We start from the raw sequence: 20,137 nt of genomic DNA, 5'->3' as shown, positions 1-20,137 counted from the left end.
CGGCGGTGAACCTGTAGCCCGGGCAAGGCGCGTTAAGCGCCGCCCCCGGGAGCAGGGGCGGTGCCAGAGAGACTATTTCTGCGCCAGCGCTTTAAACACCATGGCCACCGCGTGGGCTCCGGGGTCCATATTGCCGCGCAGACTATCGCTGTTCAGGTACGATGCGCGTCCTGCACCTGCTTTGCTGGCGTGAAGCGTACGATCCGCGCCCGCCTGCGCCGCCGCGAAAGCGGCCTGCAGATTTTCCGGTTCGGCCAGCAGCGCCGCCAGCGCCGGTTGCAGGGCGTCAATCATGGTTCGGTCGCCTTCGTCGGCACCGCCGTAAAACTTCATCTGCGCCAGACCGGCGTTTAGCGCTTCGGCGACGCTTGCCCCCTGTTCCAGCTTCTGCCCGGCGGCGGTAAAGAAAATCGACATCAGCACGCCGCTGGAACCGCCCATCACAACCGTCAGACGCTCGCCAATCAGGGCGAACAGCGTGGCGAGGTTAGCCAGCGGCAGCTGACGGCGCTGAAGTAAGTCGGCGATATCGCGTGCGCCAGCGGCAAAAGTGGAGCCAGTATCGCCGTCGCCAACCTTCGCATCCAGCGCATTGAGGTCCGCTTCCAGATCGGATAGCGTACCGGTCACCCGCTCTACGTAGCCTGCAACCTCGCTATTCTCCGAGGGCGTAAACTCCACCCGCGTACTGCGCAGCGACGAGGGCATCACGCTGATTGCGCGCGGCTGCACTGGCGTCTGCCAGCCGGCGGTTTCGACCGCGGAGAGCAGCGCTTTCTCAATGCTCTCTTCCAGCACGATGGCGGTGAGGGAAAAGCCTTTCATATCCAGCGCGGTGACCAGCGACGCCGGGCCTATCAGCCAGTCAATTCGCTGATGCAGCGGGGTATTGGCCAGCTCGCGGGTCAAAATTGCCATTTCGGCAATCGATACGCCGCCGAGATTATTGATCATCACCGCCAGGCGGCCGGTTTCCGGCAGGGCGGCGCTGAGCTTCTCTACCATCAGCGTAACGATTTCCGCACTGTTCTGCGTGGCGATAACCGAAGCGCCCGGTTCGCCGTGGATCCCCATCCCCAGTTCGGCCTGATCCGGATGATGGCGCGGAGTCGTTTCCGCATCCTGCGGCAGGTGACAGCTGGAAAGGGCCAGACCGAGGCTGAAGGTGTGTCTGGCGGCATACTGCGCTTCGCGCAGCACGGTCGCCAGATTGTGGCCGCGTTCGGCGAAGTAGCCGGCCACTTTATGCACCAGAATCGTCCCGGCAATACCGCGCGGGTGTTTGTTATCCGGCAGCGAAATATCATCGCCAACGATCAGCATTTCGACGTTATAGCCCATGCGGCGCGCTTTCTCCGCGGCGAGGCCGAAGTTCAGACGATCGCCGGTGTAGTTCTTGACGATCAGCAGGCAACCGGCATCGCCGGTCACGGCCTGGATGGCGGTCAGCACCGCATCGACGCTCGGCGAGGCAAAAAGATCGCCGCAGACGGCGGCGGTCAGCATGCCTTTACCGACAAAGCCCGCGTGGGCCGGTTCGTGACCGGAACCGCCGCCGGAGATCACCGCCACGTTGTTTTTGTCGAGATCGCGACGCACCACCACGCGAATGGCGGGATCGCTTTCCAGCCGCGCCAGGTTATTCCACGGGCTGGCGATAATGGTTCCTTCAATCACTTCATTGACGAGGTTGGCGCGCTGATTAAAAAAGAATTGAGACATAACGGATCCTGAAAGTTAAGCGAGTTCCCGGAGGGGACAGCCTCCGGGGCGAGAAGGTTAGAGCAGGCTAGGCGCGAATCACGCGCTTGCCGGGAATATCAAGGATGACGGTCTCCCCCTTTTGTAGCGTGGTCAGGACATCGCTCTGCTGGCAAAGCATCGCGATACCCGCCTGACGGGCGATAATGGCGCCGTGAGAGAGTTCACTGCCGGCCTGCAGACAGATCCCCTTCACCCGTTCCGCATCGAGCTGCAGGACGGTAGAAGGAAAAATATCGTCGGCCACGAGGATCGAGGGGCCGTCAAACTGCGGTAGTACTTCGTTGCTCCCGTTAAGGTGACGCAGCGTGCGGTGCAAAATATCTTCAATATCAATATAGCGCGCCTGTAGGTAAGGATCGTCGAGATGACGATATTGTTGGCTTAAATCGTTCAGCACCTGATGCCACGCCCACTCCGCGCTGCATTGCTCGTCGCGCACCCTATCGCAGGCGGCGGCGTATAAATCAGGGTCATCGAGCAGGGTATGATGCCCGGAGAAGATGGCCGCGATGTCGGCGGAAAACTTCGCCTCCGCCAGGGTCGTCAGCGCGCTAAGCTCTTCCAGCGTCCGATCGATGGCCCGTTTTAGCCGCAGCTGCTGCTGACCGATGGCGACGCCTTTTTCCCGTGAGACCTTCTCCTGCGGCTGGGAATAGAGTACGACCTTACCCTGTACGCGATTGGCGCAGGCGGGCTGAGTCGCAGACGCCGCCTCCGTTTGCTCGCCGAAATTCTCCGCCGCCAGCGCCTGGAACGCTGCCAGCGCGGCATCGGCATCCGGCCCGCGAGCAAGCAGCCTTAAGGTATCGTTACGGCGCACCTGAAGCAGGGCGATTTGGTTGAGGCTGTCGGGCGTGACGCACTTACCTCCTTTCTCCAGCACCAGGTCGGCGTTGAATCCCGCCAGCGCGGCGACCAGCTTTGACGCCGGGCGAACGTGCAGGCCGTTGTGGTTTTGAATCACCACGGAAACCGAGCGCGCATCGCGGTCGTCGATCGGCGCGGCGGTCAACGCCGCGTGTTGCGGTTGCGATGGCAATCCCAGCTGTACGCGTTTTGCCTCCAGCGCGTTCATGGCATCTTCGATGACCTTGTCGATGCCGGCCCCGGCGGCGGCGCTCACCGTCGCCGCCAGCGTTCCTTCCACCAGCGGCGCCGCGCACAGGCGAACCTTCGCCGCAATGGCCGGATCGAGGAGATCCAGCGCGGTTTCGGCGCTCAGCAGGGCGCTGCCAATATCCATCATCACCAGGATATGATCGGCGTCGGCTACGGACTCGATGGCTTCCATAACCTTAATGGGATCGGTGCCGATCGAGCTGGTGGGATCGTCAATTCCGGCGGCGATCGCCAGCTTACAGCCATCGTTCATTAACATCTGCCGGGCCAGTTCTCCGACACCTTCGCCCAGACGAGCGCTATGCGAAACAATCACCAGGTTTACCATCGCGTTTTCCTTACTCTTTGGCCGCTGCGGCCAGCATCTGAACCATCAACATTACCGAGGTCGCGCCCGGATCCTGGTGCCCGATGCTGCGTTCGCCCAGGTAGCTGGCCCGCCCTTTGCGAGCCTGCATGGCGATGGTGGCCTGGACGGCGGCTTGCGCCTGTTCGCAGGCAGCATCAAGAGCGCTTTGGATCGACAGGTGCTGTTCGCTGGACTGGCGCAGCGATTCCACTACCGGCAGCCAGACGTCGCACATGGTTTTATCGCCCGGCTCGGCTTTGCCGCGATTCACCACGCCTTCCGCGCCTTCGCGGATGGCTTGATAAAGCTCGTCCAGGGTCAGACTCTGATGGGCCTGGGTCACCTGAGCGGCGCGGATAAAGAAGGTGCCGAACAGCGGGCCGCTGGCCCCACCGACGTTGGACAGCAGCGTCATACCGGTATTTTTAAGAATGAAACCAATGTCTTTATCGGCAATCGAAGGCAGCTTTTCCACCACCTTGCTAAAACCACGATGCATATTCAGGCCGTGGTCGGCATCGCCGATCTCCCGGTCCAGACCGGTCAAAAAATCGCTCTCTTTGGTGAAGATATCGCCGCAGCGATAGAGCCAGTCAACGATTTGCGTTCTGCTTAATGACATGTCGTGCTCCTTATTTTCCCCAGTTCAGCGCCGGGGTGTGAACCGGGGCGTCCCATAATGCCAGCGTCTCGTCATCGGCTTTTAACAGGGTGATGGAAAAACCGACCATATCCAGAGAGGTACAGTAGCTGCCGATAAGATTGCGCTCGATCGCGATGCCGGTTTCCTCGCAGCGCTGCGTCAGACGGTTATAGACGCCGTAGAGTTCGGACAGCGGCGTGGCGCCGAGGTTGTTGACCAGCGCGATAACCCGATCGCCTTTTTGCAGCGCCTGCTTGGTCTGCGTTACCTCCTGCCACGCGCCTTTCACGTTGTCCCAGTGGCGCAGCGTGCGGCTATAGGCGCCGTTTTCCAGCAGAGTATCGAACATTTCGTCAACGGTGCGATCGAGGGAGGTGAAGCGGCGGCGGTCGATGCCCGGTTCGCCGTGAATGCCGACGCCGAACTCCATCTCATCGTCCTGCAGTTCGAATGAGGGCTGGCCGGCGGCCGGAACGGTGCAGGCGCCCAGCGCGATGCCGATAGAGTGGCCGAGGTTGTTAAGCTTGCGCCCCAGTTCAGCGCATGCTGCCAGCGAGTCGCCGCGTTCGGCGGCCGCGCCCACCAGTTTTTCAATCAGCACGGTATTGGCCACGCCGCGCCGTCCGGCGGTATAGAGGCTGTCTTTTACCGCCACATCGTCATCGACTACCACGGTGGTGACCTTGATGCCGCTTTCGTGTAGCAGCTCGGTGGCGGTTTCAAAGTTAAGAATATCGCCAGTGTAGTTTTTAATAATCAGCAGCACGCCTTCGCCGCCGTCGATGTTCATGGCGCACTCAAACATTTTATCCGGCGTTGGGGAGGTGAAAATTTCCCCCGGACAGGCCCCGGAAAGCATGCCCAGGCCAATATATCCGCAGTGCATCGGCTCATGACCGCTGCCGCCGCCGGAAAGCAGCGCTACTTTCCCGGCCACCGGTGCATCGGCGCTGGTGACGTAGACCGGATCATGATGCAGCGTTAGTTCAGGGTGCGCTTTTGCCAGGCCCGCCAGTTGTTCACTCAGGACATCTTCGACACGGTTAATCAGTTTTTTCATTGTTTATTCTCCATCGGAGTTTCGATGCGGCCTCTCTGCTGACGGAAGCGGTCATCGTGTAGGGGTATCGCCTGTCGATATGCGATATCGGGCGATGTATTGATTCTGGCTGAGTTAACGGGAAAAAAAATTGCCATAAAATGAGTTTCATTACGAAACGCGCACGGTGAATTTTGTTCCGTTATGAAACGCTTTTGCCGGGAGAAATCGAAAAATGCGAGCCAGGGCGACTATTTCATCTCACTTCACATACTTGCCAGACGCGGGGGGAGAAAAAATTTTACCTCTCCAGGCGCCAGTAGCGGCGAAAAACGCCGTACTTCATCCACTTTTTCCGCTTGTTTTGCGCTCAACGAGCGGATCGAGATCGCAATCCCGTCGTTTCATATGAATTCATGTTTCAATATGAAACGATAAAATGTGCACCCTGTTTCATATCGGGACAAAAAGGGGAAACATTTTTTTGCCCGCGGCTCGCCCTACAGTGATGACATCGCTCAGGTAGCGCTTTTGTTCCCGCTTTTAATACCAGGCCGGACGGGGAAATACCGGGGCACATCGTGTCAAAACATGCACTTATTTGAGGGTGAACGGAATGCTAAAAGTTATTCAATCTCCAGCCAAATATCTCCAGGGACCGGATGCATCCACGCTGTTTGGCGAGTACGCTAAAAACCTGGCGGACAGCTTTTTCGTGATTGCCGATGACTTCGTGATGAAGCTGGCGGGTGAGAAAGTGTTGAACGGTTTGCATAGCCACAATATCAGCTGCCATGCGGAGCGCTTCAACGGCGAGTGCAGCCACGTTGAGATCAATCGCCTGATCGCCATTCTGAAGCAGCACGGCTGCCGCGGCGTGGTGGGCATCGGCGGCGGCAAGACGCTCGATACGGCGAAAGCGATAGGCTATTACCAGAAGCTGCCGGTGGTGGTGATCCCGACGATTGCCTCCACCGATGCGCCAACCAGCGCGTTGTCGGTTATTTATACCGAAGCCGGTGAATTTGAAGAGTATCTTATTTACCCGAAAAATCCGGACATGGTGGTGATGGATACGACGATTATCGCTAAAGCCCCGGTACGCCTGCTGGTGGCCGGGATGGGCGATGCGCTTTCAACCTGGTTTGAAGCCAGGGCCTGCTATGACGCCAGAGCCACCAGCATGGCCGGCGGCCAGTCGACGGCGGCGGCGCTGAGCCTGGCGCGCCTGTGCTATGATACGCTGCTGGCGGAAGGCGAAAAGGCCCGCCTCGCCGCTCAGGCCGGAGTGGTGACCGATGCGCTGGAACGCATCGTTGAAGCGAATACCTACCTTAGCGGAATCGGCTTTGAAAGCAGCGGCCTGGCCGCCGCGCACGCCATTCACAATGGTTTCACCATCCTCGAAGAGTGCCACCACCTGTACCATGGCGAGAAAGTCGCGTTTGGTACCCTGGCGCAGCTGGTGCTGCAAAATAGCCCGATGGAAGAGATCGAAACGGTGCTGAACTTCTGCCATACCGTCGGCCTGCCGGTCACGCTGGCGCAAATGGGCGTTAAAGAGGGCATCGACGAGAAAATTCAGGCGGTAGCAAAAGCGACCTGTGCGGAAGGCGAAACCATCCATAACATGCCGTTCCCGGTCAGCGCGCAGAGCGTGCATGCGGCAATTCTGACCGCCGACCTGCTTGGACAGCAGTGGCTGGCGCGTTAATTTAGCGTCGTCCTGTCCCGCCTCGTTAATGAGAAGGGGCGTTTTATCCCCCTCTGGCGGTTACCGCCGGAGGGGTTGTCGTTTAAGTAACAGCGGAAATGGATATGACTGCGCAGACTCAGAGCTTTCCCCTGGTGATAACCCAGTCGTGGCATCGTTGCAGTAAGTTTATGCAGCGGGAAACCTGGCAGACGCCGCATCAGGCGCAGGGGCTGACCTTCGAATCGATTTGTCGGCGTAAGACCGCGCTGCTGACGATTGGCCAGGCGGCGCTGGAAGATGCCTGGGAGTATATGGATAACCGCCCCTGCGCATTGTTTATCCTTGATGAGTCCGCCTGTATTCTCAGCCGCTGCGGCGATCCGCAGACCCTTGACCAGCTGGCGGCGCTGGGGTTTCGTGACGGTAGCTACTGCGCGGAAAGCATCATCGGCAGCTGCGCGCTCTCGCTGGCCTCCATGCTCGGGCAGCCGGTCAAAACGACGGGCGAGCAGCATTTTAAACATGCGCTGCACGGATGGTCGTTTAGCTCTACGCCGGTGTTTGATAACCATGGGCGCCTGTTCGGTTCCATTTCTTTGTGCTGCCTGACGGAAGAACAGGCTTGGCCGGACCTCTCCCTGACCCTGGCTATCGCCAGGGAAGTGGGCAACTCGCTGCTCACCGATAGCCTGCTGGCCGAGTCGAATCGCCACCTTAACCAGATGTACGGTCTGCTGGAGAGCATGGATGACGGGGTGATGGCGTGGAACGAGCAGGGCATTTTGCAGTTTCTGAACGTGCAGGCCGCGACGCTGCTGCACCTCGATGCCCAGGCCAGCCAGGGGAAAAACATCAATGAACTGGTGACGCTGCCGGCTCTGTTGCGCCGGGCGATCAAGCACGCGCGCGGGCTGAACCATGTGGAAGTCACCTTCGAGAGCCAGCATCAGTTCGTTGATGCCGTCATCACGCTCAAGCCGATCGTCGAAGAGCAGGGCAACAGTTTCATCTTGCTGCTGCATCCGGTCGAGCAGATGCGTCAGCTGATGACCAGCCAGCTTGGCAAAGTGAGCCATACCTTTGAGCAGATGTCGGCTGACGATCCTGAAACCCGGCGGTTAATTCACTTTGGCCGTCAGGCGGCGCGCGGCGCTTTTCCAGTGCTGCTGTGCGGTGAGGAAGGGGTGGGTAAAGAGCTGCTCAGCCAGGCGATTCACAATGAGAGCGAGCGGGGTGGCGGACCGTATATCGCGGTTAACTGCCAGCTGTATGCCGACAGCGTCCTTGGGCAGGATTTTATGGGCAGCGCGCCGACGGACGAGGAAAACGGGCGTCTTAGCCGTCTCGAGCTGGCCAACGGCGGGACGCTGTTTCTGGAAAAAATCGAATATCTGGCGCCGGAGCTGCAGTCCGCGCTGTTGCAGGTGATCAAGCAAGGGGTATTAACCCGTCTGGATGCCCGGCGTTTGATTCCGGTGGACGTTAAAGTCATCGCCACCACTACCGTCGATCTTGCCAACCTGGTGGAACAAAACCGCTTTAGCCGCCAGCTTTACTACGCGCTGCACTCTTTTGAAATCGTTATTCCGCCGCTGCGGGCGCGGCGTAACAGTATTCCTTCGCTGGTCCACAATCGTCTTAAGAGTCTGGAGAAGCGTTTTTCCTCGCGGTTGAAGATGGATGACGATGCGCTGGCGCAGCTGGTGGCCTACTCCTGGCCGGGTAATGATTTTGAGCTGAACAGCGTGATTGAAAATATCGCCATTAGCAGCGAGAACGGCCATATCCGTTTGAGTAATCTGCCGGAATATCTCTTTGCCGAGCGGCCCGGCGCCGACGCGGGTTCCTCGCTGCTGCCCGCCAGCCTGACCTTCAGCGCCATTGAAAAAGAGGCCATCATCCATGCCGCCCGCGTGACCAGCGGACGGGTACAAGAGATGGCGCAGCTGCTGAATATTGGCCGCACCACGCTGTGGCGAAAAATGAAACAGTACGATATCGATGCCGGCCAGTTTAAGCATAAAAATCAGGAGTAACCGGGCACTCAGCCTGACGCCGCGATGGTACTTGTTCGCGGCGTTAGCGATCGCTCTATCAGAAAGCCTGGCGGAAGATAGCGACAATCTCTTTCTCGTTACCCTTGCGCGGATTTGAGAAGGCGTTGCCGTCTTTCAAGGCCATCTCCGCCATATAGGGGAAGTCAGCCTCTTTAACTCCCAGCTCGCTCAGATGCTGCGGAATGCCGATATCGGAAGAGAGGCGGGCGATGGCGCGAATGGCCGACTCGGCGGCGTCCATGGTTGAAAGTCCGTGGATGTTTTCTCCCATAAATTCGGCGATGTCGGCAAACTTTTCCGGATTGGCGATCAGGTTGTAGCGCGCAACGTGCGGCAACAGAACCGCGTTCGCCACGCCGTGCGGCATATCGTACAGGCCGCCAAGCTGATGGGCCATGGCGTGAACGTAACCGAGGTTGGCGTTATTGAAAGCCATCCCCGCCAGCAGGGAAGCGTAGGCCATGTTTTCGCGGGCTTGCAGGTTGCTGCCCAGCGCGACGGCCTGGCGCAAGTTCCGGGCGATCAGGCGGATGGCCTGGATCGCGGCGGCATCGGTGACCGGGTTGGCATCTTTTGAAATATAGGCCTCCACGGCGTGGGTTAACGCATCCATGCCGGTTGCGGCGGTCAGCGGCGCCGGTTTGCCAAGCATGAGCAGCGGGTCATTGATGGAGACCGAGGGCAGGTTACGCCAGCTGACGATAACGAACTTCACTTTTGTTTTGGTGTTGGTCAGTACGCAGTGGCGGGTCACTTCGCTGGCGGTACCGGCGGTGGTATTCACCGCGACGATCGGCGGCAGTGGGTTAGTCAGGGTTTCTATGCCGGCATAGCGGTAAAGATCCCCTTCGTGGGTAGCCGCGATACTAATCCCTTTACCGCAGTCATGAGGGCTACCGCCGCCGACGGTGACGATAATATCGCACTGTTCTTGACGAAAGACCGCAAGGCCATCGCGCACGTTGGTGTCTTTTGGATTTGGCTCGACGCCATCAAAAACCACCACCTCAATACCGGCTTCCTGCAGATAGCCGAGAGTTTTATCCACCGCGCCGTCTTTGATGGCCCGCAGACCTTTATCGGTGACCAGCAGCGCTTTTTTACCGCCCAGCAGCTTACAGCGTTCGCCGACGACAGAAACAGCATTGGGACCAAAAAAGTTCACGTTTGGCACCAGATAATCAAACATACGATAGCTCATAATATATCTTCCTGGTTGGATTTATTATTTAGAGAAACCCTTCAGAGCCGTTTCGGCTAATAACATGTCCTGTTCGACGGTACCGCCGCTCACGCCAACGGCGCCGATGACTTCCTCGTTAAAAATAACTGGCAGGCCGCCGCCAAAAGGAATGATTCGCTGCTGGTTGGTGAGTTGTAATCCATATAGCGGTGCGCCCGGTTGGACTAACGCTGTAATTTGATGAGTGCCTTTTTGCAGGCCGCATGCCGTATAGGCTTTATTGAGCGCAATATCGCAGCTGGTTATAAATGCCTCATCCATACGCTGCATCAGGAGCATATTTCCGCCGCGGTCAACAACGGCAAAGACCACCGGCACGTTCATTTCAAGGGCTTTCGCCTCAACGGCAGTAGCCATTTCTTTCGCAGCCGCCAGCGTGATAGTGGTGATGTGTTTGATCTTATCCATAATCTCTCCTGTTAATATCCAGGGCTGGATCGCGATAATTATCGCAGGCATATATTTCAACTGCTGTTTGCGGGCTTATTCTCTCGCCGCAGGTTATTAAGTCAATAGCGAGAAAGATACTATCTAATTGAGTTTTTTATTACCGCAGGCTGTTTTTTGATAACGATCGTTTAGCTGTATCACAGTTTGTTATTAATCTTCTTTTGCATGTTTCATCATGGAACTTCTGTTTTTTATTCTGTGCCAGACTGGAACGAAATTAATTTTCTTAACTTACGGCTTTACATCGCTTTTTGCTGATTAACGGCGAGAAGAAGGCGAGTTTATCGATAAGCCGTCGCGCAGGGTGAAGTTTTCTGCCTTTTTACTCAGCGGGCATCGCACCGTGATGCGAGCGCGCGGCGTGGAGGGGAGCAAAACGCCGCATTAGTCGAGCAGAAAAGCGCCACGCAAGCGTTTAGCTGGGGCCTGAATCAAAGAAAGACAACGATCTCTTTGATATCCCGACGGAGTTGGGTCCATATTATAAACATGTTCATTACGTGGTTAATTTTAAGGATAAGAGCATGCCAACAGCAATCGATAAAGCCCTGGATTTTATTGGTGGTATGAACACATCGTTACCGGTGCCGAATACTATGGATGAAAGTACCGCTAAGGGGATCCTGAAGTATTTGCATGAACTAGGCGTACCGGCCAGCGCTGCGCAGGTCACGGCCCGTGGTGAGAAGGAGGGGTGGAGTGCCGGGTTCACGCAAAAAGTAGCCGGATGGGCGGACAAAATTGCCTCTGGCAACCGCATTATTATCAAAAACCCAGAATACTTTACTGCTTATATGCGCGAACAGCTGCAGGCGCTGGCGTAAGCCGCCTGTCGCCATATTCACCATAAGACGTGGCGCTATACAGGAGCCGTAAAATGCAAAAAGGGCTGACGATTTCTCGCCAGCCCTTGCTGTATCTGGTGGCCCCTGCTGGACTTGAACCAGCGACCAGGTGATTAAGGACCATAACCTGACATAGTTCTCATTGTACGCTATTTTTTATTTTTTTTAGTTATAATCAAATGGTTAATTTGATTTTTTGTTTCTGTCTGCTTGTCTCATTTCTCTACTGTCTTTCCTTACCTGAAGCAAAAATGGGCATTGCCTCAGGGGACGTTTATCCTCTGAAAGGTAACCTCATGGCCGCCAGGCATATAAGACGTTACTGGTCACAGTTGATGTATTGAAAGACAAGCGTGAGTATCTGATCCCACTGACTGAAAAGCGCAGGGTATTTGAGTTCCGGGAGGAGTGGAGCAATAACTTTCAGCGGCAGCAGGAAAACAACGTTGTGAACTCGTTCGGAAGGAGATAAGGGCTTGTCAAAATATGAGCTAAATTCAGCAGAAGAGCGTTATCAGCCTGGGTCTGGAGATTTAGTACTGGCTAATAAGCTGGGTATTACTGATGACGAAGAAATGGAGACGCTGGAATCAGGCCTGTTATTGATGCTTTATGAACGGTTGTTTATCGAAGGTCAGCCTCCTTCTGTGCTGGCATTTGAGCACGTCAGTGGATGGCATCGCCAGTGGCTGGGGAATGTGTATGACTGGGCCGGGAAATTACGTCATGCTAACCTGGCTAAAGATGGTTTTCAGTTTGCTGCTGCCGACAGAATTCCACTGCTTCTCGATAGTTTTGATAAGCAATTTCTTTCCCGGTCTGCTGAGTTGAAATTCCTGGTTCGTCCGGAACTGGTTCGTTATCTGGCTGAATGCCACGTGGAGTTTATTTTGATCCATCCATTCAGAGAAGGTAACGGGCGTCTTTCACGACTGCTTTGTGATGTACTGTCGGTTGTGGCGGGTAAGGGCTTACTGGATTACAGTCTATGGGATGAGCACAAGGCCTTTTATTTCAGAGCAATACAGGCAGGCATATCAGGAAACTATAGCCCTATGATGCAACTGATGAGCGATATCTTACCAGATTAACGGGCAAGACCAACGGCTTTCGCCTGCGCCTGATTTTTTTTGAGCTGCTGCTCAATTTTTTGTACAGATGCACCGGTTTCGATTGCGGTTGAACTGGCTACGGAACGGTAGATCTGGGCTTTAGTGACAGGCGTTTTTTTCATAATGTCGCGTCTACTGGAGTTGTTGTGGAAATTTTAGAGTGTAACGAGATTGCTTGCAAGGTATAGCCCGATTTCCATTTTAGGTTATATAAATCAATGCATAACGTACGTATAGCGCAAGTGGCGAAGCATCATACCGGACGACCAATGGAATGATATTAATGCAGCTAAATTTTTACTCTCTGCCTATGGCTGTATTGTGAATATTGCGGGCAGCATTCCTGATTTATACCACTATCCGAGAATGCTGGCAGCAAGATGCAGAAAACAGGGAGCAATTCCTTGCCTTACCGAAATGACAGCCAAAGAAAAAGGGCTGACGATTTCTCGCCAGCCCTTGCTGTATCTGGTGGCCCCTGCTGGACTTGAACCAGCGACCAAGCGATTATGAGTCCGAACTATATTCTAATAAAAACAAATATATACAGTTAAATCAAACGCATAGCATTTCGTATATTGTCGAAAAGTATTGCATAGTGCTGCGCTGTGCTGCCATTTTGCTGCCACTTATCAGGTTTAATGGGTTAAGTTGAACCGCTTCTGTAAGGTGGTCAGGGGCGAAGTGAGCATAACGCATCGTGACTTTGATATCTGTATGCCCGAGGATGCGTTGTAAAACTAAAATATTGCCGCCGCCCATCATGAAATGGCTGGCAAAAGTATGCCGTAAAACATGCGAAAGCTGACCGTCAGGAAGTTCAATTCCCGCCCGTTTTACTGCGCTCCTGAATGCTGAGTAACATCCGGTAAAGAGCGGTTTAGAGGTTCGGCTTTTGGGTAGTAATTCATAAAGCTCGTCACTGATAGGAACAGCTCGGTTCTTCTTACCTTTCGTTCTGATAAAAGTGATTTTTCCGGGGCTTATCTGCTTTCCAGTTAAACTTTCCGCCTCACCCCATCTTGCTCCGGTTGCAAGGCAGATTTTAACAATCATGGTTAAATCCTCCGCCTTGCTTTTTTCACATTCTTCCAGCAAGCGAGCCGCTTCCTCAACTGTAAGCCAGGCCAGCTCAATTTCTGCGATCTTAAACTCTCTGACGTTTTCAAGAGGGTTGGGTGCTGTCCAGTCATCAAGTCTTTTCAGCTCGTTGAACATAGCCCGAAAGTAAGCTAGTTCAAGGTTAACCGTGCGAGGGGTGACAGCCTTAACGCGATCAGAGCGGGTTATTTTTCCGCTTAGTCGCTGTTCTCTATAAGTTGAGAACAGTTTAGCGTTGAATTCTGTAGCGAGGGGATCGCCCATTGCGAGACTGGCAAACTCCATTGCGCCTTTACGCTTTTCACCATCAGCAAGCGTAACGCCATGTGCGTTATACCAAGCTGTAACCAAATCCCGAACGCGGCGTTTATCAGTTTTCTCGCCCAGCCACGGCTTATCTTGAGCCTGATCTTTTATGTGGCGCTCAAATGCTAAAGCCTCCCCTTTGGTCGCGAACTGGCGACGGATGCGCTTTCCATCCCTACCGTTTGGGAAAACCTGAGCCTGCCACTTTCCGTTAGGTAGTTTTGAAACAGCCATAATTCACATGCTCTCTGTACGAGTGATTATTTTCCCAAGGATTTTTATGTCATCAATTTTGCATTCGAAAGAGGCCTTGCCATTCTCAACTCGCACGCGTCCGCCAGGAAAGCGGTACAGCTCGCGGACGCTTACAATCCCATCAATTTCAATGAACCAGAACCCATCTACCAATTCGCCATCGTAACGGTCAGCAAGGTAGGTCGTTTTGTCAGCATTCAGGATGAACGGTGAATTCAAGCCCTCTGGAATTGTCGATGTATCAGCTATGACATCTTTTTGGGTTGAGATATTCCCATTCGTGATGTCCATGCGTTTTAAATAGGTGATATTTTCATCGTTGCCCCCAAGGAACCTGCTTCCTTCCCCTGTGCTAAGCCAAATTAGTGATGCTCCTGTTTCAAGATGACAAACGATCACCCAGTCGGCTGGGAAGGTATCGCGTGCATACCTGTTAGCCATAGTGCTTTGCGAGACGCCAAGCTGATGGCAGAGGGCTATGCGGGTAGTGAAACCATAAGCTTCCAGAATGCGAGCAATGACCTCTTTTCCGCCTCTATTTTGAGATATGAAATCTCGAATCAGCTTTACGTCATCTTTATTCGTTAAGTTTCGTGTTGACATGATTGTTTTGTGATCCTAATATCTCGATTCAAGATGTTGTGAATAGTGTTAAACAGTGCCTAATAGTGAGTTAGGCACCCAAACCGAGGAATAGTGCATCATGAGTCGCCAATTATCAATGCGCCCTAGCATCAATCTTGTGGTGTCTGAACCATTCATTACCCTGGATGAGTTCTGCCGCCGTACCGGTTACAAACTCAGCTACGCCCGCCAAATGATCCGTGAAGGTCGCCTTCCAATTCGTAAAAAGGAAGGGGTAAACAGCCTTATCGAAGTAAACATGTTTGCATTGACGATGGAAGCGGCTCAAGGCTGCGAAATCGCAATGCAAGCTTGATAGTTCCATTTTGGGATATAGAGAGGCCAAAAACATGTTTGATTTCAGGGTTTCCAAACATCCGCATTTTGATGAAGCCTGCCGGGCTTTCGCACTGCGTCATAACATGACGAAGCTGGCAGGGCGTGCCGGGATGAATGTTCAGACTCTGCGCAATAAGCTTAACCCGGACCAGCCGCACCAACTTACCGCGCCGGAAATCTGGCTGCTTACTGATCTGACCGAGGATTCAGCGTTGGTGGATGGTTTCCTGGCGCAGATCCACTGCCTCCCGTGCGTGCCGCTAAACGAAGTCGCGCGCGAAAAGATGCCGGATTATGTTCTAAAAGCCACGGCAGAAATCGGCCGCGTGGCTGCCGGCGCTGTTTCCGGCGAAGCGCACACAACGGCAGGGCGCCGCCAGATTGTTGATAGCATCAATTCAGTTACTCGACTGATGGCATTAACCGCAGTGACGTTGCAGGCGCGCCTGCAGGCAAGCCCGGCGATGGCCAGCACCATTGATACAGTCACTGGCCTGGGTGCCTCGTTTGGTTTGATTTGAGGTGGCTATGTTGAATAACCAACCATCACTCGCATCGCTGCTCGTTAAGCAAAGCCCATCACCTCATTTCGGGCATGGCTGGATCATGGGGAAGGATGGCAAGCGCTGGCATCCGTGCCGCTCGCAGGATGCGTTGCTGGCTGAACTGCGTACTAATAAACAGGGGAAACCATGGCTATTGAAGGCGATTCTGCGACTGTTCCACTAAGTCCGGGGCATCGGCTGGATGGCCTGAATCATATTGCAGAGCTAAGGGCGAAAGTGTTCGGCTTGAATATAGAACCTGAACTGGAGCGTTTTATTAGCGATATGCGGGACCAGCGAGATATTAACCATAAACAAAATGAGCGTGCCTTAGCCGCCATATTCTTTATGGCTAAGATTCCGGCGGATCGTCATAGCGTCAATATGAATGAGCTGACGACTGACGAAAAGCGGGAGCTGATAAAAGCAATGAACCATTTTCGTGCAGTGGTGAGCTTATTTCCAAAGCGGCTAACCATGCCGAATTAACCAGTAACAGAAATTAATGGCGTAAACCCGCCGGGCATTCTTTTGCCAAAATTCAGGAGAAACAACAATGCGAAATATAGAAACCCGTTCCAACAAAATCGGCCCGGATGATGCAGGTCTTAACCAGATACTGACAGAGGCCCGCATGGAAGAACGCCGTGCACGTGCTGCGGCAATGGCCGCCCGCCTTGATAGCCTGGCGTGTCACATCACATCGCGCCAGCTTAATCACGTTGAGGCGGCGGAGCTGCTGCGCGTTACTGCGGAAAACATTCAGAACGAAGCGCAGGAGATCCACTGATGTCTGATTCTATGGACCTCGTACAGCAGCGCGTTGAAGAAGAACGCCAGCGGCACATCCACACTGCCCGCAGTAAAGCGTCGGGCGTTTCCCGCGTTTTATGCATCGAATGTGATGCGCCAATCCCGCCCGCTCGCCGCCGTGCGCTTCCCGGCGTGCAGTGCTGCGTCACCTGTCAGGAAATCGCAGAGCTGAAAGGCAAACACTACAATGGGGGTGCTGTATGAGCACCATCCTGAAATGGGCGGGAAACAAAACCGCCATCATGCCCGAACTGAAAAAACACCTCCCAGCTGGCCCGCGATTGGTTGAACCTTTCGCGGGTTCCTGCGCTGTGATGATGGCGACAGAGTATCCTCATTATCTTGTCGCTGATATCAATTCTGACCTGATTAATCTTTATAAGCAGATTGCATTTAACTGCGAGAAATTTATTACTAACGCTAAAGGGTTCTTTGCCAGCACTAATAGCGAAACCTCTTATTACAATATTCGTCAGGATTTTAATCATTCATCTGAAACTACTGATTTCTGGAAGGCTGTATTTTTCCTTTATCTTAATCGCCACTGTTATCGTGGATTGTGCCGTTATAACAGGAAAGGTGAATTTAACGTTCCATACGGGAATTATAAAAAACCATATTTCCCGGAAGACGAAATCAGAGCATTTGCAGAGAAAGCAAAGCGCGCCACCTTCATTTGTGCCAGCTATGAGGAAACTTTAGCGATGGTCAAAGTAGGTGATGTGATTTATTGCGACCCACCTTATGACGGAACATTTACCGATTATCACACTGATGGTTTCAATGAGCTTGAACAGCGTCGCCTGGCGACGACTCTTGATGTACTGGCATCAGCAGGCCATCAGGTTGTTGTGTCGAACAGTGAAACCGAGCTGACGAACGCGATTTACCAGAATTTTACCCGCCACCGTATTAACGCAAAACGCAGTATGGGCGTTGCCGGTGGTGATGGTAAGTCTGCAACTGAAATTATCGCTGTTTCTCAACCTCTGATCTGGTCCGGGTTTGATCTGGCAGCGTATCCAGTCGTGAGTGCGTCTTACGAAACTTTCCAAAGAGAGTATTTGTGTGAGCCATCACGACGTTAAAAACTACGGCGGTGCAGATGATGCCGCCGCTGCTTTTGTCTGGAATACCCCGAAAAAAGCGGTTAACCCATACACGGACCCGGCGGAAGTTGCGCCGGTGTCTGCGCTTTCAAACCTGATCGCTCTCTACGCCAGCGACAACGAGCAGGAGCAGCTGCGCCGTGAGGCGATGAGCGATGAGGTCTGGGAACGCTATTTCTTCAATGAGTCCCGTGATCCTGTCCAGCGTGAAATGGAGCAGGACCGGCTGATTAGCCATGCCAAAATGGCGCGCGAGCAGCAGCGTTTTAATCCCGATCTGGTCATTCTGGCTGACGTTAACGCCATGCCGTCCCATATCAGCAAGCCTCTGCTGGAGCGGATTAAATATTTCCATAGTCTGGGCAGAGCAAAAGCCTATTCCCGCTACCTGCGTGAAACCATCAGGCCGTGCCTTGAACGCCTGGAGCGCGTGCGTGCCAGCCAGGTTTCTGCGTCATTCCGGTTTATGGCGAGCCACGACGGGCTGGAGGGCCTGCTGGTTCTGCCGGAAATGAACCAGGATCAGGTTAAGCGGTTATCTACCTTGGTGGCGGCACACATGAGCATGTGTCTGGATGCTGCCTGCGGTGAGCTGTTTGCGGATGAAGACGTTACGCCAGAAGAGATCCGCCGGTCATGGGAAAGGGTGGCCGCTGAGGCCATGCGCCTTGATGTTATCCCGCCTGCTTTCGAGCAGCTGCGCCGTAAAAAGCACCGCCGTAACCCGGTCCCGTACGAACTTATTCCGGGTTCGCTTGCCCGTATGCTCTGTGCTGACTGGTGGTATCGCAAGCTGTGGCAGATGCGGTGTGAATGGCGAGAAGAACAGCTGCGCGCCGTCTGCCTGGTTAACAAAAAGGCGTCTCCGTATGTCAGCTATGAGGCCGTGATCCATAAACGCGAACAGCGCCGCAAATCGCTGGAGTTCTTCCGCTCGCATGAGCTGACCAATGAGCAGGGCGATACGCTGGATATGGAAGACGTGGTAAACGCCAGTAGCAGCAATCCGGCGCACCGTCGTAATGAAATGATGGCCTGTGTTAAGGGGCTGGAGTTAATCGCGGAAATGCGCGGAGACTGCGCGGTGTTCTATACCATCACCTGCCCGTCACGCTTTCACGCAACGCTCAATAACGGCAGGCCAAACCCGAAATGGACCAGTGCAACGGTCCGGCAGAGCAGCGACTATCTGGTGCATACGTTCGCCGCTTTCCGCAAGGCGATGCACAAAGCCGGGCTGCGCTGGTATGGCGTCCGCGTTGCTGAGCCACACCATGACGGCACCGTGCACTGGCACCTGCTTTGCTTCATGCGCAAAAAAGACCGCAAATCCATCACCGCGCTGCTGCGTAAATTTGCCATCCGTGAGGACCGCCAGGAGCTGGGCAACAATACCGGCCCGCGTTTTAAGTCTGAGCTGATCAACCCGCGCAAGGGTACGCCTACCAGCTACATCGCGAAGTACATCAGTAAGAACATCGACGGGCGTGGCCTGGCTAACGAAATCAGCAAAGAAACCGGCAGATCACTGCGGGACAATGCCGAACATGTCAATGCCTGGGCTTCGCTGCATCGCGTCCAGCAATTCCGCTTTTTCGGTATACCGGGCCGCCAGGCTTATCGCGAGCTGCGTTTGCTGGCAGGCCAGGCTGCGCGACAGCAGGCCGATAAAAAAGCAGGTGCGCCGGTACTGGATAACCCGCGTCTGGATGCCGTGCTGGCGGCAGCCGATGCCGGGTGTTTTGCCACCTACATCATGAAACAGGGCGGCGTACTGGTTCCGCGTAAACATCACCTGGTCCGCACGGCTTATGAACTCAATGACGAGCCATCAGCCTATGGCGATCACGGCATCCGTATTTATGGCATCTGGTCCCCGATTATTGAGGGCCGGATTTGCACGCATGCGATGAAGTGGAAAATGGTTCGTAAGGCCGTTGACGTTCAGGAGGCACCAGCCGACCAGGGCGCTTGCGCCCCTTGGACTCGTGGCAATAACTGTCCCCCTGTGGAAAAAATGAACGAAAACGGGGCCGTAAGCGGACAGGATTTACCGGATATTGCGGGTATGGATGAGCGAGATCTGCAGGAGTATCTCCATAGCATGAGCAAAAAGGAGCTGAGGGAGCTAAACGCACGGCTTCGCATGGTTAAGCCTAAGCGCCGGAAAGGGTACAGGCAGGATGTGGATAATCAGCAGCGCCTGCAGCTGGAGTATGAACTTAAATCGAGAGGCTTTGATGGTTCGGAGGCGGAGATCAATCTGCTTCTGCGCGGTGGCAGTATTCCATCCGGTGCCGGTCTGCGTGTCTTTTACCGGAACCAAAGGCTGCAGGAAGATGATAAATGGCGCCAGTGGTACTGATGATGGGGGCGCATTTTTCGCCTTTTTTCTGCTACATCGGACACATCTGATTGAATGATAAAAAGTATTTTACATCTTAAAAAACGTATTATACTGTATGTATATACAGTATTTGTTGTCCGTATGTAGGGATGTGGCATTACATATCCTGTAGTGAGGATCGGAGGGAAAAATGCAGGACTATCTTTTGGAGTCGTTGAAGCTCCAGCGTATTGATTTTTTTATCAAGCTTGTAGCAGCTAGTGAGTGCAGCGATGAAGAGAAGCGGCTTGCTATCCAGTGGGTCTCAGAGCTGACTGATGAATTAATGGCGAAAATCCGTAGCCATGAGTACAGCCGGTCAATGGATATTTCCAGTTAGGG

The 20,137-nt window shown here is 54.2% G+C and carries 22 protein-coding genes; 13 read left to right on the top strand and 9 right to left on the bottom strand.

Going from position 1 to position 20,137, the window contains the following annotated elements; all coding sequences use genetic code 11:
• Nucleotides 1-72 precede the first annotated feature (72 nt).
• From ABLV11_RS17325 to dhaK, 4 genes are all read right to left on the bottom strand, one after another.
• Complete coding sequence (locus ABLV11_RS17325) at nucleotides 73-1,722, bottom strand: glycerone kinase (protein ID WP_049591528.1); 1,650 nt, start codon at nucleotides 1,720-1,722, stop codon at nucleotides 73-75.
• 67 nt (nucleotides 1,723-1,789) lie between these two features.
• Nucleotides 1,790-3,211 carry a dihydroxyacetone kinase phosphoryl donor subunit DhaM gene (gene dhaM / locus ABLV11_RS17320; RefSeq protein ID WP_126489574.1) on the bottom strand — a complete coding sequence of 474 codons (1,422 nt, stop codon included), beginning with the start codon at nucleotides 3,209-3,211 and terminating at the stop codon, nucleotides 1,790-1,792.
• 10 nt (nucleotides 3,212-3,221) lie between these two features.
• Nucleotides 3,222-3,854, bottom strand: a complete 633-nt coding sequence (gene dhaL, locus ABLV11_RS17315; protein WP_004115682.1) for a dihydroxyacetone kinase subunit DhaL — start codon at nucleotides 3,852-3,854, stop codon at nucleotides 3,222-3,224.
• A 10-nt stretch (nucleotides 3,855-3,864) separates the two neighbouring features.
• Nucleotides 3,865-4,935, bottom strand: a complete 1,071-nt coding sequence (gene dhaK / locus ABLV11_RS17310; protein ID WP_224330793.1) for a dihydroxyacetone kinase subunit DhaK — start codon at nucleotides 4,933-4,935, stop codon at nucleotides 3,865-3,867.
• Between the two features lie 595 nt (nucleotides 4,936-5,530).
• Here dhaK and ABLV11_RS17305 point away from each other — a divergent pair.
• Both ABLV11_RS17305 and dhaR read left to right on the top strand, forming a co-directional pair.
• Nucleotides 5,531-6,628, top strand: a complete 1,098-nt coding sequence (locus ABLV11_RS17305) for a glycerol dehydrogenase (RefSeq protein WP_004115678.1) — start codon at nucleotides 5,531-5,533, stop codon at nucleotides 6,626-6,628.
• A gap of 98 nt (nucleotides 6,629-6,726) precedes the next feature.
• Nucleotides 6,727-8,646 (top strand): dihydroxyacetone kinase operon transcriptional regulator DhaR, encoded by a 1,920-nt coding sequence (dhaR, locus tag ABLV11_RS17300; protein WP_224330791.1) that lies wholly within the window; start codon nucleotides 6,727-6,729, stop codon nucleotides 8,644-8,646.
• Nucleotides 8,647-8,704: 58 nt separating this feature from the next.
• Here dhaR and dhaT read toward each other — a convergent pair whose 3' ends face one another.
• On the bottom strand, nucleotides 8,705-9,868 hold the full coding sequence (dhaT, locus tag ABLV11_RS17295) for a 1,3-propanediol dehydrogenase (protein WP_224330789.1): 1,164 nt from the start codon (nucleotides 9,866-9,868) through the stop codon (nucleotides 8,705-8,707).
• Nucleotides 9,869-9,892: 24 nt separating this feature from the next.
• Nucleotides 9,893-10,318: a heme-binding protein gene (locus ABLV11_RS17290; RefSeq protein ID WP_224330787.1), complete on the bottom strand. Its 426-nt coding sequence runs from the start codon at nucleotides 10,316-10,318 to the stop codon at nucleotides 9,893-9,895.
• Between the two features lie 542 nt (nucleotides 10,319-10,860).
• Here ABLV11_RS17290 and ABLV11_RS17285 point away from each other — a divergent pair.
• Nucleotides 10,861-11,184 carry a DUF1889 family protein gene (locus ABLV11_RS17285; RefSeq protein ID WP_071530277.1) on the top strand — a complete coding sequence of 108 codons (324 nt, stop codon included), beginning with the start codon at nucleotides 10,861-10,863 and terminating at the stop codon, nucleotides 11,182-11,184.
• A 497-nt stretch (nucleotides 11,185-11,681) separates the two neighbouring features.
• On the top strand, nucleotides 11,682-12,296 hold the full coding sequence (locus tag ABLV11_RS17280; RefSeq protein WP_004105916.1) for a Fic family protein: 615 nt from the start codon (nucleotides 11,682-11,684) through the stop codon (nucleotides 12,294-12,296).
• On the opposite strand, the gene ABLV11_RS17275 is transcribed toward ABLV11_RS17280, so the two are convergent.
• The 3 genes from ABLV11_RS17275 to ABLV11_RS17265 form a co-directional block, all read right to left on the bottom strand.
• The gene (locus ABLV11_RS17275; RefSeq protein WP_016808013.1) at nucleotides 12,293-12,439 is read right to left on the bottom strand and encodes a hypothetical protein; all 147 of its coding nucleotides are present in this window, start codon (nucleotides 12,437-12,439) and stop codon (nucleotides 12,293-12,295) included. The genes ABLV11_RS17280 and ABLV11_RS17275 overlap by 4 nt on opposite strands.
• 433 nt (nucleotides 12,440-12,872) lie before the next feature.
• Nucleotides 12,873-13,958: a tyrosine-type recombinase/integrase gene (locus ABLV11_RS17270; protein ID WP_348855535.1), complete on the bottom strand. Its 1,086-nt coding sequence runs from the start codon at nucleotides 13,956-13,958 to the stop codon at nucleotides 12,873-12,875.
• Between the two features lie 3 nt (nucleotides 13,959-13,961).
• A complete protein-coding gene (locus tag ABLV11_RS17265; RefSeq protein WP_048300117.1) occupies nucleotides 13,962-14,582 on the bottom strand; it encodes a phage repressor protein CI in 621 nt (206 codons plus the stop codon).
• A 100-nt stretch (nucleotides 14,583-14,682) separates the two neighbouring features.
• Here ABLV11_RS17265 and ABLV11_RS17260 point away from each other — a divergent pair, with 100 nt between their 5' ends.
• The 9 genes from ABLV11_RS17260 to ABLV11_RS17220 all read left to right on the top strand — a co-directional run bounded on the left by ABLV11_RS17260 (nucleotide 14,683) and on the right by ABLV11_RS17220 (nucleotide 20,135).
• Nucleotides 14,683-14,919, top strand: coding sequence for a hypothetical protein (locus ABLV11_RS17260; protein WP_004144798.1), 237 nt, complete (start codon nucleotides 14,683-14,685; stop codon nucleotides 14,917-14,919).
• A gap of 34 nt (nucleotides 14,920-14,953) precedes the next feature.
• On the top strand, nucleotides 14,954-15,463 hold the full coding sequence (locus ABLV11_RS17255; RefSeq protein WP_065519549.1) for a phage regulatory CII family protein: 510 nt from the start codon (nucleotides 14,954-14,956) through the stop codon (nucleotides 15,461-15,463).
• A gap of 7 nt (nucleotides 15,464-15,470) precedes the next feature.
• The gene (locus tag ABLV11_RS17250; RefSeq protein WP_065519575.1) at nucleotides 15,471-15,671 is read left to right on the top strand and encodes a phage filamentation protein Fil family protein; all 201 of its coding nucleotides are present in this window, start codon (nucleotides 15,471-15,473) and stop codon (nucleotides 15,669-15,671) included.
• Nucleotides 15,635-15,976, top strand: coding sequence for a DUF5347 domain-containing protein (locus ABLV11_RS17245; protein WP_049182305.1), 342 nt, complete (start codon nucleotides 15,635-15,637; stop codon nucleotides 15,974-15,976). Before ABLV11_RS17250 ends, ABLV11_RS17245 begins: the two co-directional genes overlap by 37 nt.
• A 67-nt stretch (nucleotides 15,977-16,043) precedes the next feature.
• Nucleotides 16,044-16,277 (top strand): DUF2732 family protein, encoded by a 234-nt coding sequence (locus ABLV11_RS17240; RefSeq protein ID WP_019704181.1) that lies wholly within the window; start codon nucleotides 16,044-16,046, stop codon nucleotides 16,275-16,277.
• Nucleotides 16,277-16,504 (top strand): TraR/DksA family transcriptional regulator, encoded by a 228-nt coding sequence (locus ABLV11_RS17235; protein WP_004174285.1) that lies wholly within the window; start codon nucleotides 16,277-16,279, stop codon nucleotides 16,502-16,504. Before ABLV11_RS17240 ends, ABLV11_RS17235 begins: the two co-directional genes overlap by 1 nt.
• Nucleotides 16,501-17,388 carry a DNA adenine methylase gene (locus tag ABLV11_RS17230; protein ID WP_131096136.1) on the top strand — a complete coding sequence of 296 codons (888 nt, stop codon included), beginning with the start codon at nucleotides 16,501-16,503 and terminating at the stop codon, nucleotides 17,386-17,388. The genes ABLV11_RS17235 and ABLV11_RS17230 overlap by 4 nt, the downstream gene beginning before the upstream one ends.
• The gene (locus ABLV11_RS17225; RefSeq protein WP_348855531.1) at nucleotides 17,369-19,774 is read left to right on the top strand and encodes a replication endonuclease; all 2,406 of its coding nucleotides are present in this window, start codon (nucleotides 17,369-17,371) and stop codon (nucleotides 19,772-19,774) included. Before ABLV11_RS17230 ends, ABLV11_RS17225 begins: the two co-directional genes overlap by 20 nt.
• Before the next feature lie 172 nt (nucleotides 19,775-19,946).
• On the top strand, nucleotides 19,947-20,135 hold the full coding sequence (locus ABLV11_RS17220) for a hypothetical protein (RefSeq protein WP_159180563.1): 189 nt from the start codon (nucleotides 19,947-19,949) through the stop codon (nucleotides 20,133-20,135).
• Nucleotides 20,136-20,137: the final 2 nt, after the last annotated feature.

Source organism: Klebsiella sp. GW_Kp181, from assembly GCF_040062315.1.
Taxonomy (GTDB): domain Bacteria; phylum Pseudomonadota; class Gammaproteobacteria; order Enterobacterales; family Enterobacteriaceae; genus Klebsiella; species Klebsiella oxytoca.
Note: the sequence above shows the minus strand (reverse complement) of the source record. Positions and strands in the feature narration are given on the sequence as shown.